A 20,673-nucleotide genomic window follows, 5' to 3' on the forward strand; every position below is an offset into this window, starting at 1 on the left:
TCCCCATTGTGCCCGGGCCACGGGAACGCATTCGGAAAATCGATCACGGCCACCCTCTTTGCTCCGGCCGCCCGCTGTGGTTACATCGAAAGCGATTCCGGTTGAGAGCGCTCCCAGAAAATGCCACAACGACGTGGAGGAAACCATGAAGCTGAGGAACGCCCTGTCCGCGGCGCTGCTCGCCGCGGCCGGTCTCGCGGCCCCGGTCGCCGTCGCACCGGCCGCGCACGCGGACACGCTGATCTGCGACCAGTACGGCTCGACCACCATCGGCGGCCGGTACGTCGTCATGAACAACCGGTGGGGCAGCAGCGCGCAGCAGTGCATCAACGTCACCGGCAGCGGGTTCCGGATCCAGACGCAGCAGGGGTCCACCAGCGGCGGGGCACCGTTGTCGTACCCGGCGGTCTACATCGGGTGCCACTACACGAACTGCTCCCCCGGCACGAACCTGCCGCGGCAGCTCAGCCGGATCGGCAGCGCGCCGTCGTCGATCTCCTACACCTACACCAGTGGCGTCTTCAACGCCTCATACGACATCTGGCTGGACCCGACGCCGAAGACCAACGGGGTCAACCAGATGGAGATCATGATCTGGTTCACCCGCACGGGGAACATCCAGCCGATCGGTGGCCGGGTCGGCACCACCAGCATCGGCGGCCGGAGCTGGGAAGTGTGGCAGGGCAACAACGGCGGCAACGACGTGGTGTCCTACGTGGCCCAGCCCACCATCTCGGGCTGGTCGTTCAACGTCATGGACTTCGTCAACGACGTCGACAACCGCACCCGCGTCGACCGCTCCTGGTACCTCACGAGCATCCAGGCCGGTTTCGAGCCGTGGAGCGGCGGCGTCGGCCTCGCGGTCAACTCGTTCTCCGCGAGCGTCAACTAGCGCGGGAACTGTTCCGTCCACAAAGGATTCCGCCGTCCGGAACTTTTACCGTCGAAAGTTTCGGGCGGCGGGCGAAATGTAACTTACAGGGAAGCCGTGGTCAGAGGTGCCGGTGCCCGGATACGCTGGCTCACCGAGCGGAATACGGCGCGGAATACCCTCCCCGGCCCGCGGCACACGAAGGATTCCCGATGAAACTCGCGAAGATCGCCGCCGTCGTGCTGACGGCCTGCGCCGCACTCGGCGCGGTGCCGGCGGCCGCCGCCGCGGAGACCGCCGCCGCCCCGGTGCCGATCATGCCGCTGGGCGATTCGATCACCCAGGGCGGGTCGATCGGCGGCTACCGCCTCGACCTCGGCGCGAAGCTGCGGGCCGACGGGCGCTCGGTCGACTTCGTCGGCTCGCTGGCCGACGGGCCGTCGAGCATGCCCGACCGCAACCACGAAGGCCACCCGGGCTGGACCATCGCCCAGATCGACGGATCCGTGACCGGCTGGCTGAACACGTACCGCCCGCGCACGATCCTGCTCCACATCGGCACCAACGACATGTACGGCAGTGACCCGGCCGGGGCGCCGCGGCGGCTGTCGGCACTGGTCGACAAGATCACGAACCAGCTGCCGGGCACCGACGTCTTCGTCGCCACCATCATCCCGATCCGGTTCGCCGACCAGACGGTCCGCACCTTCAACGCGGCCATCGCGCCCGACATGCGGGCCAAGGCCGCGGCCGGCAAGCGCGTGCACCTGGTCGACATGTACCCCGCGGTCCCGATCGCGGACCTGCCCGACGGCATCCACCCCAACGCGACCGGCTACAGCAAGATGGCCACCACCTGGTACAACGCGCTCAAGGCGGTGCCGGGCAGCATCGGCGGCGAGCCGCAGCCGGGCGACGGCCCGTGCACCGCGACCCCGCGGGTCGTCGGCAGCTGGAACGGCGGCTTCCAGGGCGAAGTGACCGTCGCGAACACCGGCACCGCGGCGCTCGACGGCTGGACCGTGCGGTTCGCACTGGCCGGTGGCCAGAGCGTCGGCCAGATCTGGGACGGCACGGTGAGCGGCACCAGCCCGGTGACCGTGAAGAACGCCGCCTACAACGGCGCGCTCGGCGCCGGCGCCTCGACGACCTTCGGCTTCCTCGTGTCCGGTCCCGGCGCGGCGAGCGTCGGCGCGGCCACCTGCACCAGCCCGTGACGCGGGCACCCGTATCCACGAATGAAGGTGTGCACATGAAGACGACATCGCGGTCCTTCTCCCGCGCGGCACTGGCTTCGGCCTTCCTGGCGACGTCGCTCGGGGTCTCGCTGGTGCTCGCCACGTCCGCCGCCGGCGCGGCCTCGACGCTCGGCGCCGCGGCGGCCCAGACGGGCCGGTACTTCGGCACCGCAGTCTCGGCGGGCAAGCTCGGCGACTCGACCTACGTCAACATCCTCAACCGTGAGTTCAACATGGTCACGGCCGAGAACGAGATGAAGTGGGACGCCACCGAACCCAACCGCGGGCAGTTCAGCTACGGCCGCGGCGACCAGATCCTCAACCAGGCGGTGAGCAACGGCAAGCGGGTGCGCGGGCACGCGCTGCTGTGGCACCAGCAGGAACCGGGCTGGGCGCAGCGCATGGAAGGCTCCGACCTGCGCCAGGCCATGATGAACCACGTCACCCAGGTCGCCACCCACTACAAGGGCAAGATCTACGCCTGGGACGTCGTCAACGAGGCGTTCGCCGACGGTGGCAGCGGCGGCCGCCGCGACTCCAATCTGCAGCGCACCGGCAACGACTGGATCGAAGCGGCGTTCCGCGCCGCGCGGGCCGCCGACCCGGCCGCGAAGCTCTGCTACAACGACTACAACACCGACGGCATCAACGCCAAGAGCACCGGCATCTACAACATGATCCGCGACTTCAAGGCCCGCGGCGTCCCGATCGACTGCGTCGGCATCCAGTCCCACCTCACCAACTCGGCTCCCGGCGACTACCAGGCCAACCTGCAGCGGTTCGCCGACCTCGGCGTCGAAGTCCAGATCACCGAGCTGGACATCGCCGGCGCCAACCAGGCCAACGCCTACGCCGCGGTGACTCGCGCCTGCCTGGCCGTCGCCCGCTGCGCCGGCATCACCGTCTGGGGCATCCGCGACACCGACTCGTGGCGCACCGGGGAGAACCCGCTCCTGTTCGACGGCAACGGAAACAAGAAGGCCGCCTACAACAGCGTTCTCGACGCACTGAACGCCGCCACCCCCTCCACGACCACCACCCCGACGACGCCGACCACGCCCACGACGCCGACCACCCCGACCACGCCCACGACTCCCACCACGCCGAACCCGGGCGGCTGCACCGCTTCGGTGTCGCTGAACTCGTGGAACGGCGGCTTCGTGGCCACGGTGAAGGTCACCGCGGGCGGCACCGCCCTCAGCGGCTGGCGGGTGACGACGGGCCTGCCGGGCGGTGCGGCCGTGACCAACGCCTGGAGCGCCACCAACAGCGGCACCACCGGCAGCGTCACCTGGTCGAACGTCTCCTACAACGGCAACGTCGCGGCCGGGCAGTCGACCGAGTTCGGCTTCCAGGGCACCGGCAGCGCCCAAGGCATGTCGGCGACCTGCGCAGCGAGCTGATCCCCTTCCGACGAACGGAGACCACCGTGCCCCACCGAAGGCGCCTGCTCGCCTGGCTGACCGCGGCCCTCTGCGCCACGGCACTCCTGCCCGGCACCGCGCACGCCGACAACCCGATCGTGCAGCACATCTACACCGCCGACCCGGCCCCGCTCGTGCACAACGGCCGCGTCTACCTCTACACCGGGCACGACGAGGACGGCTCGACCTACTTCACCATGAAGGACTGGCGGGTCTGGTCGTCCGCGGACATGGTCAACTGGACCGACCACGGCTCGCCGATGAGCCTGGCGACGTTCAGCTGGGCCAAACAGGACGCGTGGGCCGGGCAGGCCGTCGAACGCAACGGCAAGTTCTACTGGTACGTCCCGGTGGTCAACCGCGCGACCGGCCGGATGGCCATCGGGGTCGGCGTCGCGGACAGCCCCACCGGGCCGTTCCGGGACGCGATCGGCCGCCCGCTCGTCGAGAACGGCGAGATCGATCCCACGGTGTTCATCGACGACAACGGGCAGGCGTACCTGTACTGGGGCAACCCGAACCTGTGGTACGTCCGGCTCAACGCCGACATGACGTCGTACTCGGGCGGCGTCACCCAGATCCCGCTCACCACGGCGGGGTTCGGCACCCGGCCCAACGGCGGCAACCGGCCGACGCTGTACGAAGAAGGGCCCTGGGTCTACAAGCGCAACGGCACGTACTACAACGTGTTCGCGGCCAAGTGCTGCTCGGAGTTCATCGGCTACTCCACCGCGCCCGGCCCGACCGGCCCGTGGACCTACCGCGGCACGGTCATGCCCACGCAGGGCAGCAGCTTCACCAACCACCCCGGGATCATCGACTACAAGGGCAGCTCGTACTTCTTCTATCACAACGGCGCCCTGCCGGGCGGCGGCGGTTTCACCCGCTCGGTGGCGGTGGAGAAGTTCGCCTACAACGCCGACGGCAGCATCCCCACGATGAACATGACCACCGGCGGCCCGCCGCCGGCCGACACGCTCAACCCCTACACCCGGCAGGAAGCGGAAACCATCGCCTGGGGCACCGGGATCGAGACCGAGCCGGCCTCCGAGGGCGGCATGAACATCGGGTGGATCGAGAACGGCGACACCGTCAAGGTCCGCAACGTCGCCTTCGGCGCGGGCGCGAAGTCGTTCACCGCCCGCGTCGCCTCCGCCGGCTCAGGCGGCACGATCGAGGTCCGGCTGGGCAGCGCCACCGGCACCGTGGTGGGCCGCTGCACCGTGCCCGGCACCGGCGGCTGGCAGACGTGGACGTCGGTCTCCTGCCCGGTGAGCGGCGTGACCGGCACCCAGGACGTCGTCCTGCGCTTCGCCGGTGGCAGCGGCTACCTGTTCAACGTGAACTGGTGGCAGTTCGCCGCCTGAGCTCCCCCACCGACCCGAAAGGACACCCGTGTCACGCCGACGAACCCGGGCCGCCGTCTCGGCCCTGCTCGCCGCGACCGGCCTCGCCGGCGCAGTCCTGGTGGCGACCCCGGCCGCGCACGCCGCGGCCGGGTGCTCGGTCACCTACACGAAGACCTCCGAATGGCAGGGCGGCTTCGGCGCGTCCGTGTCGGTCACCAACCTCGGTGACGCCGTCAGCGGGTGGACGCTGGGCTGGTCGTTCGCCGCCGGCCAGCAGGTGGGCCAGCACTGGAACGCGGCGATCACCCAGGCCGGCACCCAGGTGAACGCGACGAACGTCGCCCACAACGCCACCATCCCCACCGGTGGCAAGGCGGAGTTCGGCTTCAACGGCTCGTTCACCTCCGCCAACCCGGTTCCGGCGTCCTTCCGGCTCAACGGCACCCTGTGCACCGGCGACGTGGATCCCACGCCGACGACCACGCCGACCACCACGACCACCCCCGCCCCGGCGGACACCTTCACGAACCCGGTGCTGTGGCAGGACTTCGCCGACATCGACATCATCCGGGTCGGCAACGCCTACTACTACTCCGCCTCGACGATGCACTACTCCCCCGGCGCGCCGATCCTGCGCTCCTACGACCTGGTGAACTGGGAGTTCGCCGGCCACTCGGTGCCCAAGCTGGACTTCGGCGCGAAGTACGACCTCAACGGCGGGCGCGGGTACGTGCGCGGCATCTGGGCGTCGTTCCTCAGCCACCGCGCCAGCAACAACACCTTCTACTGGGGTGGCTGCATCGACTTCGCCAAGACCCACATCTACACCGCCACCGCCGTGGACGGCACCTGGTCGAAGCACACCACGATCGACAAGTGCTACTACGACGCCGGGATGCTCGTGGACGACGACGACACGATGTACGTCGCCTACGGCAACACCACCCTCAGCGTCGCCCAGCTGTCCAAGGACGGGAAGACCGAAGTCCGCTCGCAGCAGGTCTTCCAGACGCCGTCGAACATCGGCACGCTCGAAGGAGCGCGGTTCTACAAGCGGAACGGCAGCTACTACATCTTCGTGACGCGCCCGGCCAACGGCCAGTACATCCTCAAGGCGAGCAACCCCTGGGGGCCCTACACCGTGCAGCAGCTGCTGCTGGACCTGCCGGGCCCGATCCAAGGCGGCGGCGTCCCGCACCAGGGCGGGCTGGTGCAGACGCAGAACGGCGACTGGTACTACATGTCCTTCGTCGACGCCTACCCCGGCGGCCGCGTCCCCGCGCTCGCCCCGATCAGCTGGACGGCCGACGGCTGGCCGCGGCTGCAGACGGTCAACGGCCGCTGGGGCGTCACGTACCCGAAGCCGAACCTGCCGCCACCACCCCGGCAGGTCGAGCCGATGACCGGCACCGACACCTTCCCGGGCCCGGCCCTGAAACCGCAGTGGGAGTGGAACCACAACCCGGACACGACCAAGTTCTCCGTCGCCAACGGCGTCAAGCTCTCGACGGCCACGGTCACCAACGACCTGTACGCGGCCCGCAACACCCTGACCCGCCGGATCCAGGGCCCGACCTCCACGGGCACCGCCACGCTCGACCTGACGTCGATGCGCGACGGCGACCGAACGGGCCTGGCGATGCTGCGCGACTCGTCGGCGTACATCGGGGTCAAACGGGAAGGCGGCCGCAACCGGATCGTCATGGTCAACGGCCTGACCATGAACAGCAGCTGGAACACCACCGGCACCGGAACGGAGGTGGCGAGCGCGGCCCTGTCCGGCAGCCGGGTCTGGCTGCGCGCCAACGCCGACATCCGCCCCGGCACCGGACGGCAGGCCCGGTTCTCCTACAGCACCGACGGGGTGAACTTCACCCCGCTGGGCCCGGCGTTCACGCTCAACAACGCCTGGCAGTTCTTCATGGGCTACCGCTTCGCCGTCTTCAACCACGCCACCCAGGCGCTCGGCGGCTCGGTCACCCTCCAGCGGTTCGACCTGACCACGCCCTGATCTGGGACGCTCGCCGGGCCCGGCTGCAGGCCGGGCCCGGTTGCTCCCGATTCGGGTGAACCGGCCACCGCGCTGAGCCGTGCACCACTACAGGAAGTGGGTCAACGGCTACGGAGGTCACCCCGCCATGCGCTCCCGACACAGGAAGATCAGCCGAGGCAAGATCCTGGCCGCGGCGGCCGCCGTGCTGGCCGCCGGCACCGCGGCCATCGCCCTCCCCCAGGCGAACGCGGCCGGCGGCGACGCTGCTTCACAGGCAGCGGCCCGGGCCATCACCGGTACCGCGTGGGCGGTCGACGAGCGGACCGGGGAAACGGTCGTCACCGCCGACAGCACCGTGCGGGGCGCCAAGTGGGACAGCCTGATGGCGGCCACGCGCGGCCGGCAGGTCCGCGTCGAGCGGACCCCCGGCGTGCTCAGCCTCTTCGCCGAAGGCGGCGACGCGATCTTCGCCGGCGGCGCCCGCTGCTCCCTCGGGTTCAACGTGACCACGAACAGCGGTCCCGCCATCCTCACCGCGGGCCACTGCACCGCCGCGGGCCGCCAGTGGTCGACGACGCAGGGCGGCCGCCCGGTGGCGACGGTCAGGCAGTCGACGTTCCCGGGCAACGGCGACTTCGCCCTGCTGACGTACAACAACCCGGCGACCAACGCCCCCAGCGCCGTCGACACGGGCGGCGGCCGCACGGTGGCGATCACCCGCGCGGCGGCGGCCCAGGTCGGCCAGCAGGTGTCCCGCATGGGCAGCACGACGGGCCTGCGCAGCGGCCGGGTAACGGCCCTGAACGCGACGGTGAACTACCCGGAAGGGCGCGTGACGGGCCTGATCCAGACGACGGTGTGCGCAGAGCCGGGCGACAGCGGCGGTTCCCTGTTCGCGGGCGACAGCGCAATCGGCCTCACCTCGGGCGGCAGCGGCAACTGCCGCACGGGCGGAGTGACGTTCTTCCAGCCGGTGACCACGGCACTGGCCGCGGTCGGCGCCCGCATCGGAGGCTGACCGGGATATCCGGCACCGCGTGGCCGGCGCTGGGGATCGCTTGGCGCCGGCCGCGAGCCGGTCCTCGGGGCTCACGTCCGCGTGGTCCAGGGCCGCTTCATGACGCGGGCATCGACGCATCCCGCCTTCCCCGAGCCGAAACCCGGCAAAGCCGGCGCGCCGGTGAGCAGCCCGCCCGGCCGTCGCCGCGAGGCACTGTAGCGCCCAGTTACCGGGGGTCGCCCGTTCGAGGAGGCGTTGCCGCATACTGGTGACGTCCCGGCGGAAGGAGAGGCGGCTTGAGCGCAACCGCGGAGACGGATACCGGCGCGTTCGGGCACCCGGCGTTGTTCTACCGCGGTGCCGCCGAATACCTGGCCGGCACCGTGCCGTTCGTGTGGGGCGGCCTCGCCGCGGACGAGCCCGTCGCGGTCGCCGTCCCCGGGGACAACCTCGCGCTGCTGCGGCGGGAACTCGGTGCCGACGCCGCGCGGGTCCGGCTGCTGGACATGACCGAGGCCGGGCGCAACCCCGGGCGGATCATCCCCGGCGTGCTGCGCGCCTTCGCCGACAGCCACCCCGGCCGGCCGGTGCGGATCATCGGCGAACCCATCTGGGCCGCGCGCTCGGCCGTCGAATACCCGGCCTGCGCCCAGCACGAAGCCCTCATCAACCTCGCCTTCGCCGGCCGGGCCGGGACGATCCTCTGCCCCTACGACGTCGAGACGCTCGCCCCGGACGTCCTCGCCGACGCCGAAGCCACGCACCCGGTCCTCGTCGACGGCACCGGACGGCGCCCCAGCACCGCCTACGACCCCGCGGGCGTCGTCGGCCGGTACAACCAGCCGCTGCCCGTGCCGGACGGCGCGTTCGAACTGGCCGACACCACCGACCTCGCCGCGGCCCGGGCGCTGGCCCACGTCCGCGCGGCCGCCTGCGGGCTGAGCGAAGACCAGGTCGCCGACGTCGAGGTGGTCGTCACCGAGCTGCTGTCCAACAGCGTCGAACACGGCAGCGGGTCGGGCACCGTCCGGTTCTGGGGCAGCGACGGCGAGTTCGTCTGCGAGGTCCACGACGGCGGCCGGCTCACCGATCCGCTCGCCGGGCGCCACCCCGCCAGCCCCTACCAGCCGCGCGGCCGCGGGCTCCTGCTGGTCAACCACCTCGCCGACCTCGTCCGCCTGCACACCGACGACGACGGCGTCACCTTCCGGGCGTACTTCCGCGCCTGAGCCGGCGGTGCACGAGGCCGCCCACGACGGCGCCCAGCGCGACGCCGCCGTACACGTCGGTCGGCCAGTGCGCCCGCGTCCGGAGCCTGCTGTAGCACACCGCCGCCGCCAGCGGCGCGATCGCGGCGCCCGCCGGGGGCTCGGTGAGCGCGACGGCGACCGTGAACGCGGCCGCCGTGGTGGCGTGCGTGGAGGGGAACGCCGTGGACTTCGGCTTTTCCAGCAGCGCGCGGTGGGCCGGCAGGTTCCGCGCCGGCGGCCGCGGGCGGCGCACCAGGGCCTTCACCAGGTGACCGGACGCCATGCCGGCCGCGCCCGCCACGAGCCCGCGGCCCGCCGCCCGGCGCCGGCCGCCCGGGCGCCACGCCAGCACGCCGGCCACCAGCACCCAGAGCAGGCCGCCCTGGGCCACCGCGCTGAGCGCCGTGACCGGCCACGCCGGCCGGCTGACCGGAAGGTCGTTGTCGTCCGGTCCGTCCTCCGCACGAAAAAGTTCTTCGCTCGGCATGGCCCCCAACTGCCCGTCCTCGCACCGGTTCAACCACCCGATCCGTCCACGGTGGAGCATCCCGCCGTTTGTCCGCGCGACGAGCGGGTACACCCGTCTTGTGATTGCGCTGCGGCGAGCCCCGCTCCGCGCGGTGGCCGCGGTCGTCGCGGTCGCGGCACTGGCGGCGGGCTGCGGCACCGACCCGCGGGCCGAGACCGTGCACGCCGGGCGGGAGATCCGGGGACAGCTCGAGCTCCTGCGCCTGGTGGTGACCGCCGACCGCGACGCGGTGCCGCCGGTGCCCAGCCTGTCTGTCACCGTCCGCGACGCCGCCGACGAGCTCGGCGCCGCGGGCAAGGACGTCGGCGAGCTGACCGACGACCGCGCCCGCGCGGCACTGGCGTCGATCACCGACCGCGCGGTCGCGGTGGCCCACCGGCTCGACGACGGCCTCGGCGACGGCACCGACGAAGGGCTCGACGAGATCGACGCCGAACTGCAGGGCCTGATCGGCGAGCTCGCCCGCTGGGGCGTGACGTCGTGAGCAAGAAGCTCCTCGCCGTCACCCTCGGCATCCTCACCGCGGTCGGCGGCTTCGTCGACATCGGCGACCTCGTCGAAAGCGGCGTCGTCGGCGCCCGCTACGGGATGGCGATGGTCTGGGTGACCGTGCTCGGCGTGCTCGGGATCTGCGTCTACGCCGACATGTCCGGGCGCATCGTGGCGGTGTCCGGGCGCCCGGTGTTCGACCTGATCCGCGAGCGCCTCGGCCCGCGGATGGCGCTGCTCAACCTCACCGGGTCGTTCCTCATCACGCTGCTGACCGTGTGCGCGGAGATCGGCGGCGTCGCGATCGTCATCGAGCTGGCCTCCGGGGTCGACCGGCTCGTCTGGGTGCTGCCGATCGGCGTGCTCATCTGGCTGGTGGTCTGGCGGGTCGGCTTCGAGCGGATGGAAACCGGCTTCGGCCTCGGCGGGCTCGCGATCGGGGTGTTCGCCGTCGCGGTGTTCTTCCTGCACCCCGACTGGTCGTCGCTCGGGGCGCAGATCGCCGGCCTGGGCCCACCGCCCGACCAGGCGCTGCCGACCTACGCCTACCACGCGGTCGCCCTGTTCGCGTCGGCGATGACGCCGTACGAGGTGTTCTTCTTCTCCTCCGGCGGGGTCGAGGAGGGCTGGAAGGTCAAGGACCTGCCCGTGCAGCGCGCCAACGTGCTGCTGGGCTTCCCGCTCGGCGGCCTGCTCGCGATCGCCGTGATGGCGTGCGCCGCGACGGTGCTGTTCCCGGCCGGGGTCGACGTCGGCCAGGTCAGCCAGATCGTGCTGCCGGTGACGCTGGCGCTGGGCACGGCCGGGCTGGTGATCGTGCTGATCGGCATCTTCGCCGCCACCTTCGGCGCGGCACTGGAGACCGGGCTGTCGTCGGGGTACATGCTGGCGCAGTACTTCGGCTGGGACTGGGGCAAGCGCCGCGCGCCGCGCAACGCCGCCCGCTTCCACCTGACCGTCGGCGCCGGCCTGCTGATCGCGGTGCTGGTGGTGCAGACGGGCATCGACCCGGTCGGCCTGACCGAGATCTCGCTGATCTTCTCCGCGGTGGCGCTGCCGCTGACCTACCTGCCGGTGCTCATCGTCGCCAACGACCGCGAGTACCTCGGGGAGCACGCCAACGGCCACTTCAGCAACATCGTCGGCATGGTCATGCTCGTCGTCATCGCCATCGCGGCGCTGGCGGCGATCCCCCTGATGATCTTCACCGGAGCAGGCCAATGAACCCGTGGACCGACCTCGGCCGCATCGACCTCGGCGACTCCCTGCTCGACCGGCAGATCACCGGCGAGGACGGCACGGTCGTCGGCAAGGTGGACGACCTCGAGCTCCGCGCGGAGGGCGGCACGTACGTCGTCGACGCGCTGCTGGTGGGCCCGGAGGCCCTCGCCGACCGCCTCGGCGGCCCGATCGGCGGCCTCCTGCGCCGGATCGGCCGCGGCTTCCGCGCCCGGGCCCCGCAGCGCATCCCGCTGACCGCGATCCGCCGCCTCGAACCGACGATCGTCGTGACGACGGCGGTCGCCCAGGCCACGGACAGCCCGTCGGAGGACTGGCTGCGCCGCCGCGTCATCGGCCGCATCCCGGGAGCGGGCCGTGCGAGCCGGTGAGCTGATCGGCCGCCCGGTCCGCGACGCGACGGGCCGCGACCTCGGCGCGGTCCGCGAGATCCGCGCGGAGGTGGTCCCGAACGCGGACGGGATGCCGGAGCTGGTGGTGCGCGGGGTGATCGTGGGCCGCACGCGGGTGCGGTTGTTCGGGTACCAGCGCCACGACCAGCGCGGGCCGGCGCCGCTGGTGGCGCTGATCCGCCGGCTGCACCGCCACAGCCGATACGTCGCCTGGGAAGACCTGGACGCGTCGGGACGGCAGGTGCTCGTGCGGCGGCCGTTCGCCGAGCTGGATCCGCTCGACCAGCTCTGAGCGGACGGTGTCAGCTCTGGCCGGGGATCTCCGTCGCGCGTTCCCAGCCCGAGGGCAGGCGGCTGACGTTGAGCGCGTGGTCGAGCCCGCTGGCCGACAACGCCCGGCGCACCACCCGGTTGTCGCCCGTCACGATGCGCAACGTCGCGTTCTCGCGGACCACCCTGGCCTGGATGCCGCCCAGCGCGGCGAGGCCGGCTCCGTCGAGGAAGTCCACCCCGGACAGGTCGAGCACCAGGACCGGGAACCTGCGGTGCGCCCACGTGCTCAGCGCCGACCGCACCTGGGGCGCGCTGTCCGCGTCGAGCGCGCCGCGGATGCGGACCATGACCGCGCCGAAGTACGGGCGGATGACCTGGATGTCGAACGCACTGCGCTCTTCGCGCTTCGACGGCGCTACGGGGATCGCCGTCGCGGGGGGCTGGACGACTAACATTCTTCCACGCCTCATTCGCAGATGACGTGACGAGCGGGCCGTTGTCGACCGGCCCGCTCGGTCGCTGGCAGGGGGTCGCTGGCAAGTCGGGGGACGGGTGCTGCTGAACCGCACTTCGCAGCGTAGTCCTTGATCCGAACGGCGCAACCCCGCCAACGGCCGAACCCGGCACCTCCGCACGCGGCCCGCACGCACGCGACTCAAACCACCCATCCGGGTGAATCGCCCGCTTCCGTCCACATCGGACCCCGGCCGCAGCGGGCGCACCGCCGCGGCCTCTTGACACGGACGGGCGCCTCGCCGCATCCTGGAATTATCTCAGGGTTCCTGATATACCGTCGCTCAGTGAGGAGTCGGCCGATGACCGCAGTGGAGGAGCGTCCGGGCACCCGGCCACGCCCGGACGTCGCACCGGGCCGGCTGTTCATCGGCGGCCGGTGGGCCGAGACCGACGGCCGCTTCGACGCCGTGGACCCGGCCACCGGCCGCACCCTCACCTCCCTCGCGCGCGCGAGCGCCGCCGACGTCGACGCCGCGGTGGCCGCGGCCCGGCAGGCGTTCGACGGCTGGGCCGCGACGCCGGGCCGGGAGCGGGCCCGGGTGCTGCACCGGGTCGCGGACCTGGTGCGGGCCCGCGCCGACGAGATCGCCGCCCTCGAGAGCGCCGACGTCGGCAAGCCGATCTCGCTGTGCCGGGCGGTCGACGTCGAGACCGTCGCCGAGCAGTACGAGTACTACTCGGCTCTCGCGCAGGGCGTGGACGGCGCGACGCGGCAGATCCCCATCCCCTCGCACGCCTACACCCGCCGCGAACCGCTCGGCGTGGTCGCCGCGATCACGCCGTTCAACTTCCCGCTGATCCTGTCCACCTCGAAGATCGCGCCCGCGCTGGCCGCCGGGAACGCCGTGGTGCACAAGCCGGCCGAGGACACCTCGCTCAGCGCGCTGCTGATGGCCGAGCTGCTCGCCGAGGCCGGCGTGCCCGACGGCGTGCTCAACGTCGTCACCGGCTTCGGCTCGGAGATCGGCGAAGCCCTGCTGAGCCATCCCGGCGTGGACAAGATCGCGTTCACCGGCTCGACCGCGGTGGGCCGGCACGCGGCGAGCGTGGCCGGCGAGCACCTCAAGCCGGTCACCCTGGAGCTGGGCGGCAACGCGGCGCACATCGTGTTCGAGGACGCCGACGTCGAGCAGGCGGTCGCCACGGCGATCAAGGCGTTCGTGTTCAACACCGGCCAGTTCTGCATGGGCGGGCCCCGGCTGCTCGTCGCCGACGCGCTGTACGACACGGTCCTGGGCGCGCTCGCCGAAGCCGTGCCGCACGTGCCGGTCGGCGACCCGTTCGACCCCGCGACCGTGGTCGGCCCGATGGCGGGCGAACGGCACCGGGCGAAGGTGGAGCAGTACGTCGAGCAGGCCCGCGCCGACGGCGGCCGGATCGTCACCGGCGGCGGCCGGCCGGACATCGAGGGCGGGTTCTTCTTCCAGCCCACCGTGATCGCGGACCTGCCGGCGGACTCCCGCGTGATCCGGGAAGAGATCTTCGGGCCCGTCCTGACCGTGCAGCGCTTCACGTCCGAAGACGAAGCGGTCGCGCTCGCCAACAGCACGCCCTACGGCCTCGCGGCCGGGCTGCAGACGACGAACCTCGCCCGCGCGCACCGCGTCGCCGCGCGGCTGCAGGCCGGGATCGTCTGGGTCAACGACTGGGCGATGCTCGACCCCGCGATCCCCTTCGGTGGCGTCAAGGACTCCGGCTTCGGCCGCGAATACGGCCCCGAATCGCTCGACGCCTACACGCGCACGAAGTCCGTCGTCATCTCCCTCGCCTGAGCCCACCCAGGAGAAGCCCCATGCCCACCACCACCGCGGCCGTCGTGGAGTCCGCCGGAGCCGGGTTCACCCTCGGTGAAGTGGCCCTCGACGAGCTTCGCCCGGACGAGGTCCGGGTCCGGATCGTCGCCACCGGCGTCTGCCACACCGACCTCGGCGTCGCCGCCGGCGCCCTGCCGTTCCCGCTGCCCGGCGTGCTCGGCCACGAAGGCGCCGGGATCGTCGAAGAGACCGGCTCGGCGGTCACCCGGGTGCGGACCGGCGACCGGGTCCTGCTCAGCTACACCTCCTGCGGCCGCTGCGCGAACTGCCGCGACGGCCACCCCGCCTACTGCGAGACGTGGCTGCCCGCCAACCTGCTCGGCGGGCAACGCCCGGACGGCACCACCCCGATCTCCCGCGACGGCACCCCGATCGGCGGGCACTTCTTCGGCCAGTCCAGCTTCGCCGGGCACGCCGTCGCCGACGAACGCAGCGTCGTCAAGGTCGCCGCCGACGCGCCGCTGGACCTGCTCGCCCCGCTCGGCTGCGGCATCATGACCGGCGCCGGCGCCGTCTGGAACGTCCTCGCGCCGCGACCGGGCGCCACGCTGCTGGTCACCGGCGCGGGCGCGGTCGGCCTGTCCGCGGTGATGGCCGCCCGGCTGACCCCGGCGACCCGGATCATCGCCGTCGACCGCGTGGCAGGACGGTTGGCGTTGGCCCGCGAACTCGGCGCCACCGACACGATCGACACCAGCGGCGAGGACCTCGCCGAGGCGGTCGGGAAGCTGACCGGCGGCCGCGGTGTCGACGGCGTCGTCGAGACCACCGGCAACGCCGGCGTCCTGGGCACGGCGATCGGCGCGCTGGCCGCCCGCGGGACCGCGGTCGTCGTCGGCGCGCCCGCGTTCGGCACCGAGGTGGGCGTGGACGTCAACTTCCTGCTGCCCGGACGGCACGTCGTCGGCCTGACCATGGGTGACGCGGACACGCAAGCGCTGGTGCCGACCCTGGCCGAGCTGGTCGCCGCGGGCCGGTTCCCGCTGGAAAAGCTGGTCACGCACTACGAGTTCGGGCAGATTCAGCAGGCAGTGGACGACATGCTCGCCGGCACGACGATCAAGCCGGTGCTCCGCTGGTGAAGGAGGAAACCGTGAACCGGCCCGATTTCGGCCTGGGCAGCTGGCCCGCGCGGCGCGCCCGGATCTCCCCGGACCGCACCGCGCTGGTCGAACACGGCCGATCGCTCACCTACGCCGGGCTCGCCGAGCGGGTGGAAAGACTCGCCGGCGCGCTGACCCGGCGCGGCGTGCGGCCGGGCGACCGCGTGGCCTACCTGGGTGTCAACGCCATCACGGTGTTCGAGACGCTCTTCGCCACCGCCCGCTGCGGCGCGATCTTCGTCCCGCTCAACTACCGGCTCTCCCCCACCGAGATCCGGTACATGCTCGACGACAGCGGCGCGTCGGTCCTCGTGCACAGCGCGGACACCGCCGCCCTGGTGGCGACGGCCGGTGCGCTGCCGGACGGCGCCGTCATCGCGACCGAGGGGGACTTCGAAGCGGAGATCGCCGAGGCCGGGCCGGCGCCGGACACCCCGGTCCGGCTGGAGGACCCGTGCCTGCTGCTCTACACCTCCGGCACCACCGGACGGCCGAAGGCGGCGGTCCTCACCCACGGCAACCTCACCTGGAACACCGTCAACCAGCTCGCCCACCTCGACGTCCTGGGCACCGACAAGGCGCTGTGCATCGCGCCGCTGTTCCACTGCGTCGGGCTGGGCCAGATCACGCTGCCGACGCTGTTCAAGGGCGGCAGCGTCGAGCCGGTGGCCAAGTTCGACCCGGGCACCATCCTCGCCCGGATCGGCGAAGCCGGGATCACGAGCTTCTCGGCGGTCCCCACCATGCTCGAGATGATGTGGCGGCACGAGGCCTGGGACAGCACGGACCTGAGCTCGCTGACCTGCGTGCTCTACGGCGGCTCGCCGGTGGCCGAACGCGTCGCGCAGGCGTGGCTCGACCGCGGCGTGAAGCTCCTGCAGGGCTACGGCATGACCGAAGCCGCCCCGGGCGTCTCGATGGCCACCCACGAGGGCACGCTCGACCACCCGGTCGCCGCCGGCGTGCCGCACTTCTTCACCGACGTCGCCGCGCTCGGCCCCGGCCTCACCCCGCAGCCGCTCGACGGGACCCCGGCCGAGCTGCTCGTGCGCGGCCCGCACGTCTTCGACGGGTACTGGAACCGGCCCGAGGAATCGAAGGCGAGTTTCGTCGACGACGGCTGGTTCCGCACCGGGGACGTCGTCCGCGTCGACGACGACGGCTGGGCGCACGTCGTCGACCGGGTCAAGGACATGATCATCTCCGGCGGGGAAAACGTGTACCCGGCCGAGATCGAAGCGGTCGCCGTCCGGCTCGACGAAGTCGACGCCTGCGCCGTCGTCGGCGTGCCCGACGAGCGCTGGGGCGAAGCCGGCGCGGCCTTCGTCGTGCTCCGGCCCGGGGCACAGCTGGACGAACCACAGTTCCGCGCCCACCTCGAACAGCACTTGGCGCGCTACAAGATCCCCAAGCACGTGCTGTTCACCGACACCTTGCCCCGCAACGCCACCGGCAAGATCCGCCGCGTCGACCTGCGCACGCTGGCCGCCGAAACCTTCACGAACGGACCCGCATGACCACGCCTCTGCTGCCCCCTTCGCTGCGCCTGGAGCTGCGGGACGACATCGCCGTGCTGTGGCTGGCCCGTCCCGAAAAGCGCAACGCCCTCGACGACGCGACCGTGCTCGGCATCGAGTCGTTCTTCGGCAGCCCGCCGCCGGGCGTCAAGGCCGTCGTGCTCGACGCCGTCGGCGACCACTTCTCCGCCGGGCTCGACCTGTCCGAGCTCACCGAGCGCGACGCGTTCGAGGGCCTGGAGCACTCGATGATGTGGCACCGCGCCTTCGAGCGGCTCGAACGCGGGCGGGTCCCGGTGGTCGCCGTGCTCAAGGGCGCGGTCGTCGGCGGCGGCCTGGAACTGGCGGCCGCCGCGCACATCCGCGTCGCCGAGCCGTCGGCGTTCTACGCGCTGCCGGAGGGGCAGCGCGGGCTGTTCGTCGGCGGCGGCGCGTCGGTGCGGGTGCCGCGGCTGATCGGCGCGCACCGGATGGCCGACATGATGCTCACCGGCCGGGTGCTCGACGCCGACGAGGGCCACGCCGCCGGGCTGTCGCACTACCGCGTAGACAACGGCCTGGAGCACGCGATCGGCCTAGCCCGCAAGATCGCCTCGAACTCGCCGATCACGAACTTCGCCGTCCTGCAGGCCCTGCCCCGGATCGCGGAGGCCAACCCGGCCGAGGGCTACCTGATGGAGGCGCTGATGGCCGCGGTGGCCGGCGGGAGCGCCGAGGCGAAGGAACGCATGCAGGCGTTCCTCGAAAAGCGGGCCGGGAAGGTCGGCCGATGATCCTGCGCCCGGTCGCGCCCGACGTCCGCGAGACCACCGAGATCGGCCGGTACCTGCGGTGGCTCGAAGCCCGCGGGTACTTCTTCGACGGGTATGCGGAGCTGCACCGGTGGTCGGTGACCGACCTCGACGGCTTCTGGTCCTCGATCGTGGACTTCTTCGGCGTCCGCCTGCACACCCCGGCCACCGCGGTGGTGCCCGACCGCCGGATGCCGGGCACCGAGTGGTTCCCGGGCGCGACCCTCAACTACGCCGAGCACGCCCTCGGCCACGGGCCCGACGACGCGGCCGCGGTCATCGCCTACTCGCAGACGCGGGAGCGCACCGAGCTGACCTGGGGGCAGCTGCGCGACCAGGTCGCGCGCGCCCGCGCGGGACTGGCCCGGCTCGGCGTCGGCCGCGGCGACCGTGTCGTGGCCTACCTGCCGAATATCCCGGAAGCCGTGGTCGCCTACCTCGCGGTCGCGAGCCTGGGCGCGATCTGGGCCTCCTGCGCCCCGGAGTTCGGCGCCCGGTCGGTCGTCGACCGCTTCGGCCAGATCGAGCCGCGGGTGCTGCTGACCGTGTCCGGCTACCGCTACGGCACCAAGGACGTCGACCGCCGCGCCGAGGTCGCCGAGATCCGCGCGGGCCTGCCCACCGCCGAGCACGTCGTGCACGTGCCCTACGGCGGCCACGACCTGCCCGGCACGCTCACGTGGGACGACCTGCTCACCGAAAGCAAGCCGGGGTTCGAGCCGGTCGCCTTCGCGCACCCGCTGTGCGTGCTGTTCTCCTCCGGCACCACCGGCAAGCCGAAGGCGATCGTGCACGGCCACGGCGGGATCCTGCTGGAGCACCTCAAGAACCACGGCCTCAGCTGGGACCTGCGCGCGGGCGACCGGATCCTGTGGTTCTCCACCACCGCCTGGATGATGTGGAACGCGCTGGTGTCGGGGCTGCTCACCGGCGCGTCGATCGTGCTGGTCGACGGCAACCCGCTGCACCCGGACCTGGCCTGGCAGTGGCGGCTGGCCGCGGAAACGCGGGCGACGCTGATGGGCGCGAGCCCGGGATTCCTGATGGCGTGCCGGAAAGCGGGCCTCGACCCGGCCGCCGAGCACGACCTCTCCGCGCTGCGGCAGCTCGGCGCGGCCGGCAGCCCGCTGCCCGCCGAAGGCTTCCACTGGGTGCACGAGAAGTTCCCGGGCGTCCTGCTCAACGTCGGCAGCGGCGGCACGGACGTGTGCAGCGGCATCGTCCAGGGCGGCCCGCTGCAGCCGGTCGTGGCGGGCGAGATCTCCGGCCCCTGCCTCGGCGTCGACGCCCAGGCGTTCGACGAACACGGCGCCCGGGTCGTCGGCGAACTGGGCGAGCTGGTGATCACCGCCCCGATGCCGTCGATGCCGGTGGGGTTCTGGGGCGACGACTCGGGCGAGCGCTACCGCGAGACGTACTTCTCGACCTACCCCGGGATCTGGCGGCACGGCGACTGGATCCGGTTCTCGCCCGAGGGCGGCTGCGTCATCGCCGGCCGCTCGGACGCCACCCTCAACCGCGGCGGCGTCCGGCTGGGCACCGCCGAGTTCTACGCCGTCGTCGAGGAACTGCCGGAGATCGAGGACTCCCTCGTCGTGCACCTCGAAGACCCGGCGGGCGGCAACGGCGACCTCCGGCTGTTCGTGGCGCTGCGCAACGGTTTCTCGCTCGACGACTCCTTGCGCGGCAAGATCGCCTCGGCGTTGCGGACCGCGTTGTCGCCGCGGCACGTGCCGGACGCGATCACCGCCGTCCCGGCGATCCCCCGCAACCGCACCGGGAAGAAACTGGAGCTGCCGGTGAAGAAACTGCTCCGCGGCGCGCCGGCCGACGACGTCGTCGGCCGGGACGTGCTGGCCGATCCGGCGGCGCTCGACGCCTTCCTCGGGGAGCGGGCATGACCGTCCGGATCACCTCGTCCCCGGCCGGTCGCGCGGCGAAGCCCGGCCCGATCACCACCGTGGCGATCGTCGGGACCGGCGTGATCGGGGCCGGCTGGGCCGCGCACTTCCTCGCCCGCGGCTTCGACGTCGTCGCCACCGACCCGGCGCCCGGCGCCGAAGACCGGCTGCGCGCCGCCGTCGCCGCGCACTGGCCCACGCTGATCCGGCTCGGCCTCGCCGAAGGCGCGTCCCAGGACCGGCTGAGCTTCGCCACCGAAGCCGGCGCCGCCGCGGCGGAGGCGGATTTCGTGCAGGAGAACGGACCCGAGCGCGAAGACGTCAAGCACCGCCTGTTCGCCGTGCTCGACGAGGCCGCGCGGCCGGACGTGATCCTGGCGAGCAGCTCCTCGGGGCTGCTGCCGAGCGTCATCGCGCGGGGCTGCCCGAAGCACCCCGAGCGCGTGATCGTCGGGCACCCGTTCAACCCGCCGCACGTGATCCCGCTCGTGGAGGTCGTCCCGGGCGCCGCCACCGCGCCCGAGGTCGTCGACCGCGCGGTCGCGTTCTACACCGCGGCGGGCAAGCGGCCGATCCGGCTGACCCGGGAGGTGCCCGGCCACGTCGCGAACCGGCTGCAGGCCGCCCTGTGGCAGGAGGCGTATTCGCTGGTGGAACGCGGTGTCGCGACGGTCGCCGACATCGACGCCGCCATCGCCCACGGGCCCGGCCTGCGCTGGGCCGTGCTCGGCCCGTTCGTCAACCAGCACCTCTCCGGCGGCGCGGGCGGCCTCGCGCACATCCTGCGCCACCTGGGCCCGCCGACCGAGGAGTGGTGGCGCGACCTCGGCCGCGTCCACCTGACGCCGGAACTCGCCGAACGCCTCGTCGCCGGCGTCGACGCCGAGCTGGCCGGCACCGACCCCGACCGGCTCGTCGCCGCCCGCGACGCCGTCCTCGACCACCTGCTGGCCGCCAAGGCCGCGCAGCCCGACCTGCCCTGAC

19 protein-coding genes are annotated in these 20,673 nt (G+C 72.4%); 17 read left to right on the plus strand and 2 right to left on the minus strand.

All coding sequences use genetic code 11. The features are described 5' to 3' along the window. The first annotated feature begins 145 nt into the window (after window positions 1-145). The 7 genes from I4Q55_RS05575 to I4Q55_RS05605 all read left to right on the plus strand — a co-directional run bounded on the left by I4Q55_RS05575 (window position 146) and on the right by I4Q55_RS05605 (window position 9,104). Complete coding sequence (locus tag I4Q55_RS05575; RefSeq protein WP_242545313.1) at window positions 146-892, plus strand: glycoside hydrolase; 747 nt, start codon at window positions 146-148, stop codon at window positions 890-892. Between the two features lie 191 nt (window positions 893-1,083). Next, window positions 1,084-2,088 (plus strand): cellulose binding domain-containing protein, encoded by a 1,005-nt coding sequence (locus I4Q55_RS05580; RefSeq protein ID WP_206784906.1) that lies wholly within the window; start codon window positions 1,084-1,086, stop codon window positions 2,086-2,088. Between the two features lie 35 nt (window positions 2,089-2,123). Then, window positions 2,124-3,512, plus strand: a complete 1,389-nt coding sequence (locus tag I4Q55_RS05585; protein ID WP_206784907.1) for an endo-1,4-beta-xylanase — start codon at window positions 2,124-2,126, stop codon at window positions 3,510-3,512. A 26-nt stretch (window positions 3,513-3,538) separates the two neighbouring features. Then, on the plus strand, window positions 3,539-4,900 hold the full coding sequence (locus I4Q55_RS05590) for a glycoside hydrolase family 43 protein (RefSeq protein WP_206784908.1): 1,362 nt from the start codon (window positions 3,539-3,541) through the stop codon (window positions 4,898-4,900). A gap of 28 nt (window positions 4,901-4,928) precedes the next feature. After that, entirely contained in the window at window positions 4,929-6,893 is a 1,965-nt protein-coding gene (locus tag I4Q55_RS05595) for a family 43 glycosylhydrolase (RefSeq protein ID WP_206784909.1), read from the plus strand. A 127-nt stretch (window positions 6,894-7,020) separates the two neighbouring features. Then, complete coding sequence (locus I4Q55_RS05600) at window positions 7,021-7,893, plus strand: S1 family peptidase (protein WP_206784910.1); 873 nt, start codon at window positions 7,021-7,023, stop codon at window positions 7,891-7,893. A gap of 278 nt (window positions 7,894-8,171) precedes the next feature. Next, window positions 8,172-9,104: a sensor histidine kinase gene (locus tag I4Q55_RS05605; RefSeq protein ID WP_206784911.1), complete on the plus strand. Its 933-nt coding sequence runs from the start codon at window positions 8,172-8,174 to the stop codon at window positions 9,102-9,104. Here I4Q55_RS05605 and I4Q55_RS05610 read toward each other — a convergent pair. Next, window positions 9,076-9,612 carry a phosphatase PAP2 family protein gene (locus I4Q55_RS05610; protein ID WP_206784912.1) on the minus strand — a complete coding sequence of 179 codons (537 nt, stop codon included), beginning with the start codon at window positions 9,610-9,612 and terminating at the stop codon, window positions 9,076-9,078. The two genes, I4Q55_RS05605 and I4Q55_RS05610, sit on opposite strands and share 29 nt — an antisense overlap. Window positions 9,613-9,712: 100 nt before the next feature. On the opposite strand from I4Q55_RS05610, the gene I4Q55_RS05615 reads away from it, so the two are divergent. The 4 genes from I4Q55_RS05615 to I4Q55_RS05630 are packed head-to-tail and all read left to right on the plus strand — an operon-like array spanning window position 9,713 to window position 12,066. After that, the gene (locus tag I4Q55_RS05615) at window positions 9,713-10,138 is read left to right on the plus strand and encodes a hypothetical protein (RefSeq protein WP_307793123.1); all 426 of its coding nucleotides are present in this window, start codon (window positions 9,713-9,715) and stop codon (window positions 10,136-10,138) included. Then, window positions 10,135-11,367, plus strand: a complete 1,233-nt coding sequence (locus I4Q55_RS05620) for an NRAMP family divalent metal transporter (protein ID WP_206784913.1) — start codon at window positions 10,135-10,137, stop codon at window positions 11,365-11,367. Before I4Q55_RS05615 ends, I4Q55_RS05620 begins: the two co-directional genes overlap by 4 nt. After that, a complete protein-coding gene (locus I4Q55_RS05625) occupies window positions 11,364-11,753 on the plus strand; it encodes a PRC-barrel domain-containing protein (protein WP_206784914.1) in 390 nt (129 codons plus the stop codon). The genes I4Q55_RS05620 and I4Q55_RS05625 overlap by 4 nt, the downstream gene beginning before the upstream one ends. Next, complete coding sequence (locus I4Q55_RS05630) at window positions 11,740-12,066, plus strand: hypothetical protein (RefSeq protein WP_206784915.1); 327 nt, start codon at window positions 11,740-11,742, stop codon at window positions 12,064-12,066. The genes I4Q55_RS05625 and I4Q55_RS05630 overlap by 14 nt, the downstream gene beginning before the upstream one ends. Window positions 12,067-12,076: 10 nt before the next feature. On the opposite strand, the gene I4Q55_RS05635 is transcribed toward I4Q55_RS05630, so the two are convergent. Continuing rightward, window positions 12,077-12,502, minus strand: coding sequence for an STAS domain-containing protein (locus I4Q55_RS05635; protein ID WP_206784916.1), 426 nt, complete (start codon window positions 12,500-12,502; stop codon window positions 12,077-12,079). Between the two features lie 360 nt (window positions 12,503-12,862). Between I4Q55_RS05635 and I4Q55_RS05640 the strand changes: the two genes are divergently transcribed. Genes I4Q55_RS05640 through I4Q55_RS05665 form a run of 6 tightly spaced genes read left to right on the plus strand, consistent with a single transcriptional unit; the run spans window position 12,863 to window position 20,672 of the window. Next, entirely contained in the window at window positions 12,863-14,335 is a 1,473-nt protein-coding gene (locus tag I4Q55_RS05640) for an aldehyde dehydrogenase (protein ID WP_206784917.1), read from the plus strand. Between the two features lie 20 nt (window positions 14,336-14,355). Then, window positions 14,356-15,459: an NAD(P)-dependent alcohol dehydrogenase gene (locus I4Q55_RS05645; RefSeq protein WP_206784918.1), complete on the plus strand. Its 1,104-nt coding sequence runs from the start codon at window positions 14,356-14,358 to the stop codon at window positions 15,457-15,459. An 11-nt stretch (window positions 15,460-15,470) separates the two neighbouring features. Further along, on the plus strand, window positions 15,471-16,997 hold the full coding sequence (locus tag I4Q55_RS05650; RefSeq protein WP_206784919.1) for a long-chain fatty acid--CoA ligase: 1,527 nt from the start codon (window positions 15,471-15,473) through the stop codon (window positions 16,995-16,997). Continuing rightward, complete coding sequence (locus I4Q55_RS05655) at window positions 16,994-17,770, plus strand: crotonase/enoyl-CoA hydratase family protein (protein ID WP_206784920.1); 777 nt, start codon at window positions 16,994-16,996, stop codon at window positions 17,768-17,770. The genes I4Q55_RS05650 and I4Q55_RS05655 overlap by 4 nt, the downstream gene beginning before the upstream one ends. After that, complete coding sequence (locus I4Q55_RS05660; RefSeq protein WP_206784921.1) at window positions 17,767-19,689, plus strand: acetoacetate--CoA ligase; 1,923 nt, start codon at window positions 17,767-17,769, stop codon at window positions 19,687-19,689. The genes I4Q55_RS05655 and I4Q55_RS05660 overlap by 4 nt, the downstream gene beginning before the upstream one ends. Further along, complete coding sequence (locus I4Q55_RS05665; RefSeq protein WP_206784922.1) at window positions 19,686-20,672, plus strand: 3-hydroxyacyl-CoA dehydrogenase NAD-binding domain-containing protein; 987 nt, start codon at window positions 19,686-19,688, stop codon at window positions 20,670-20,672. The genes I4Q55_RS05660 and I4Q55_RS05665 overlap by 4 nt, the downstream gene beginning before the upstream one ends. Window position 20,673: the final 1 nt, after the last annotated feature.

This window comes from Amycolatopsis sp. MtRt-6, assembly GCF_017308975.1.
Lineage (GTDB): Bacteria > Actinomycetota > Actinomycetes > Mycobacteriales > Pseudonocardiaceae > Amycolatopsis.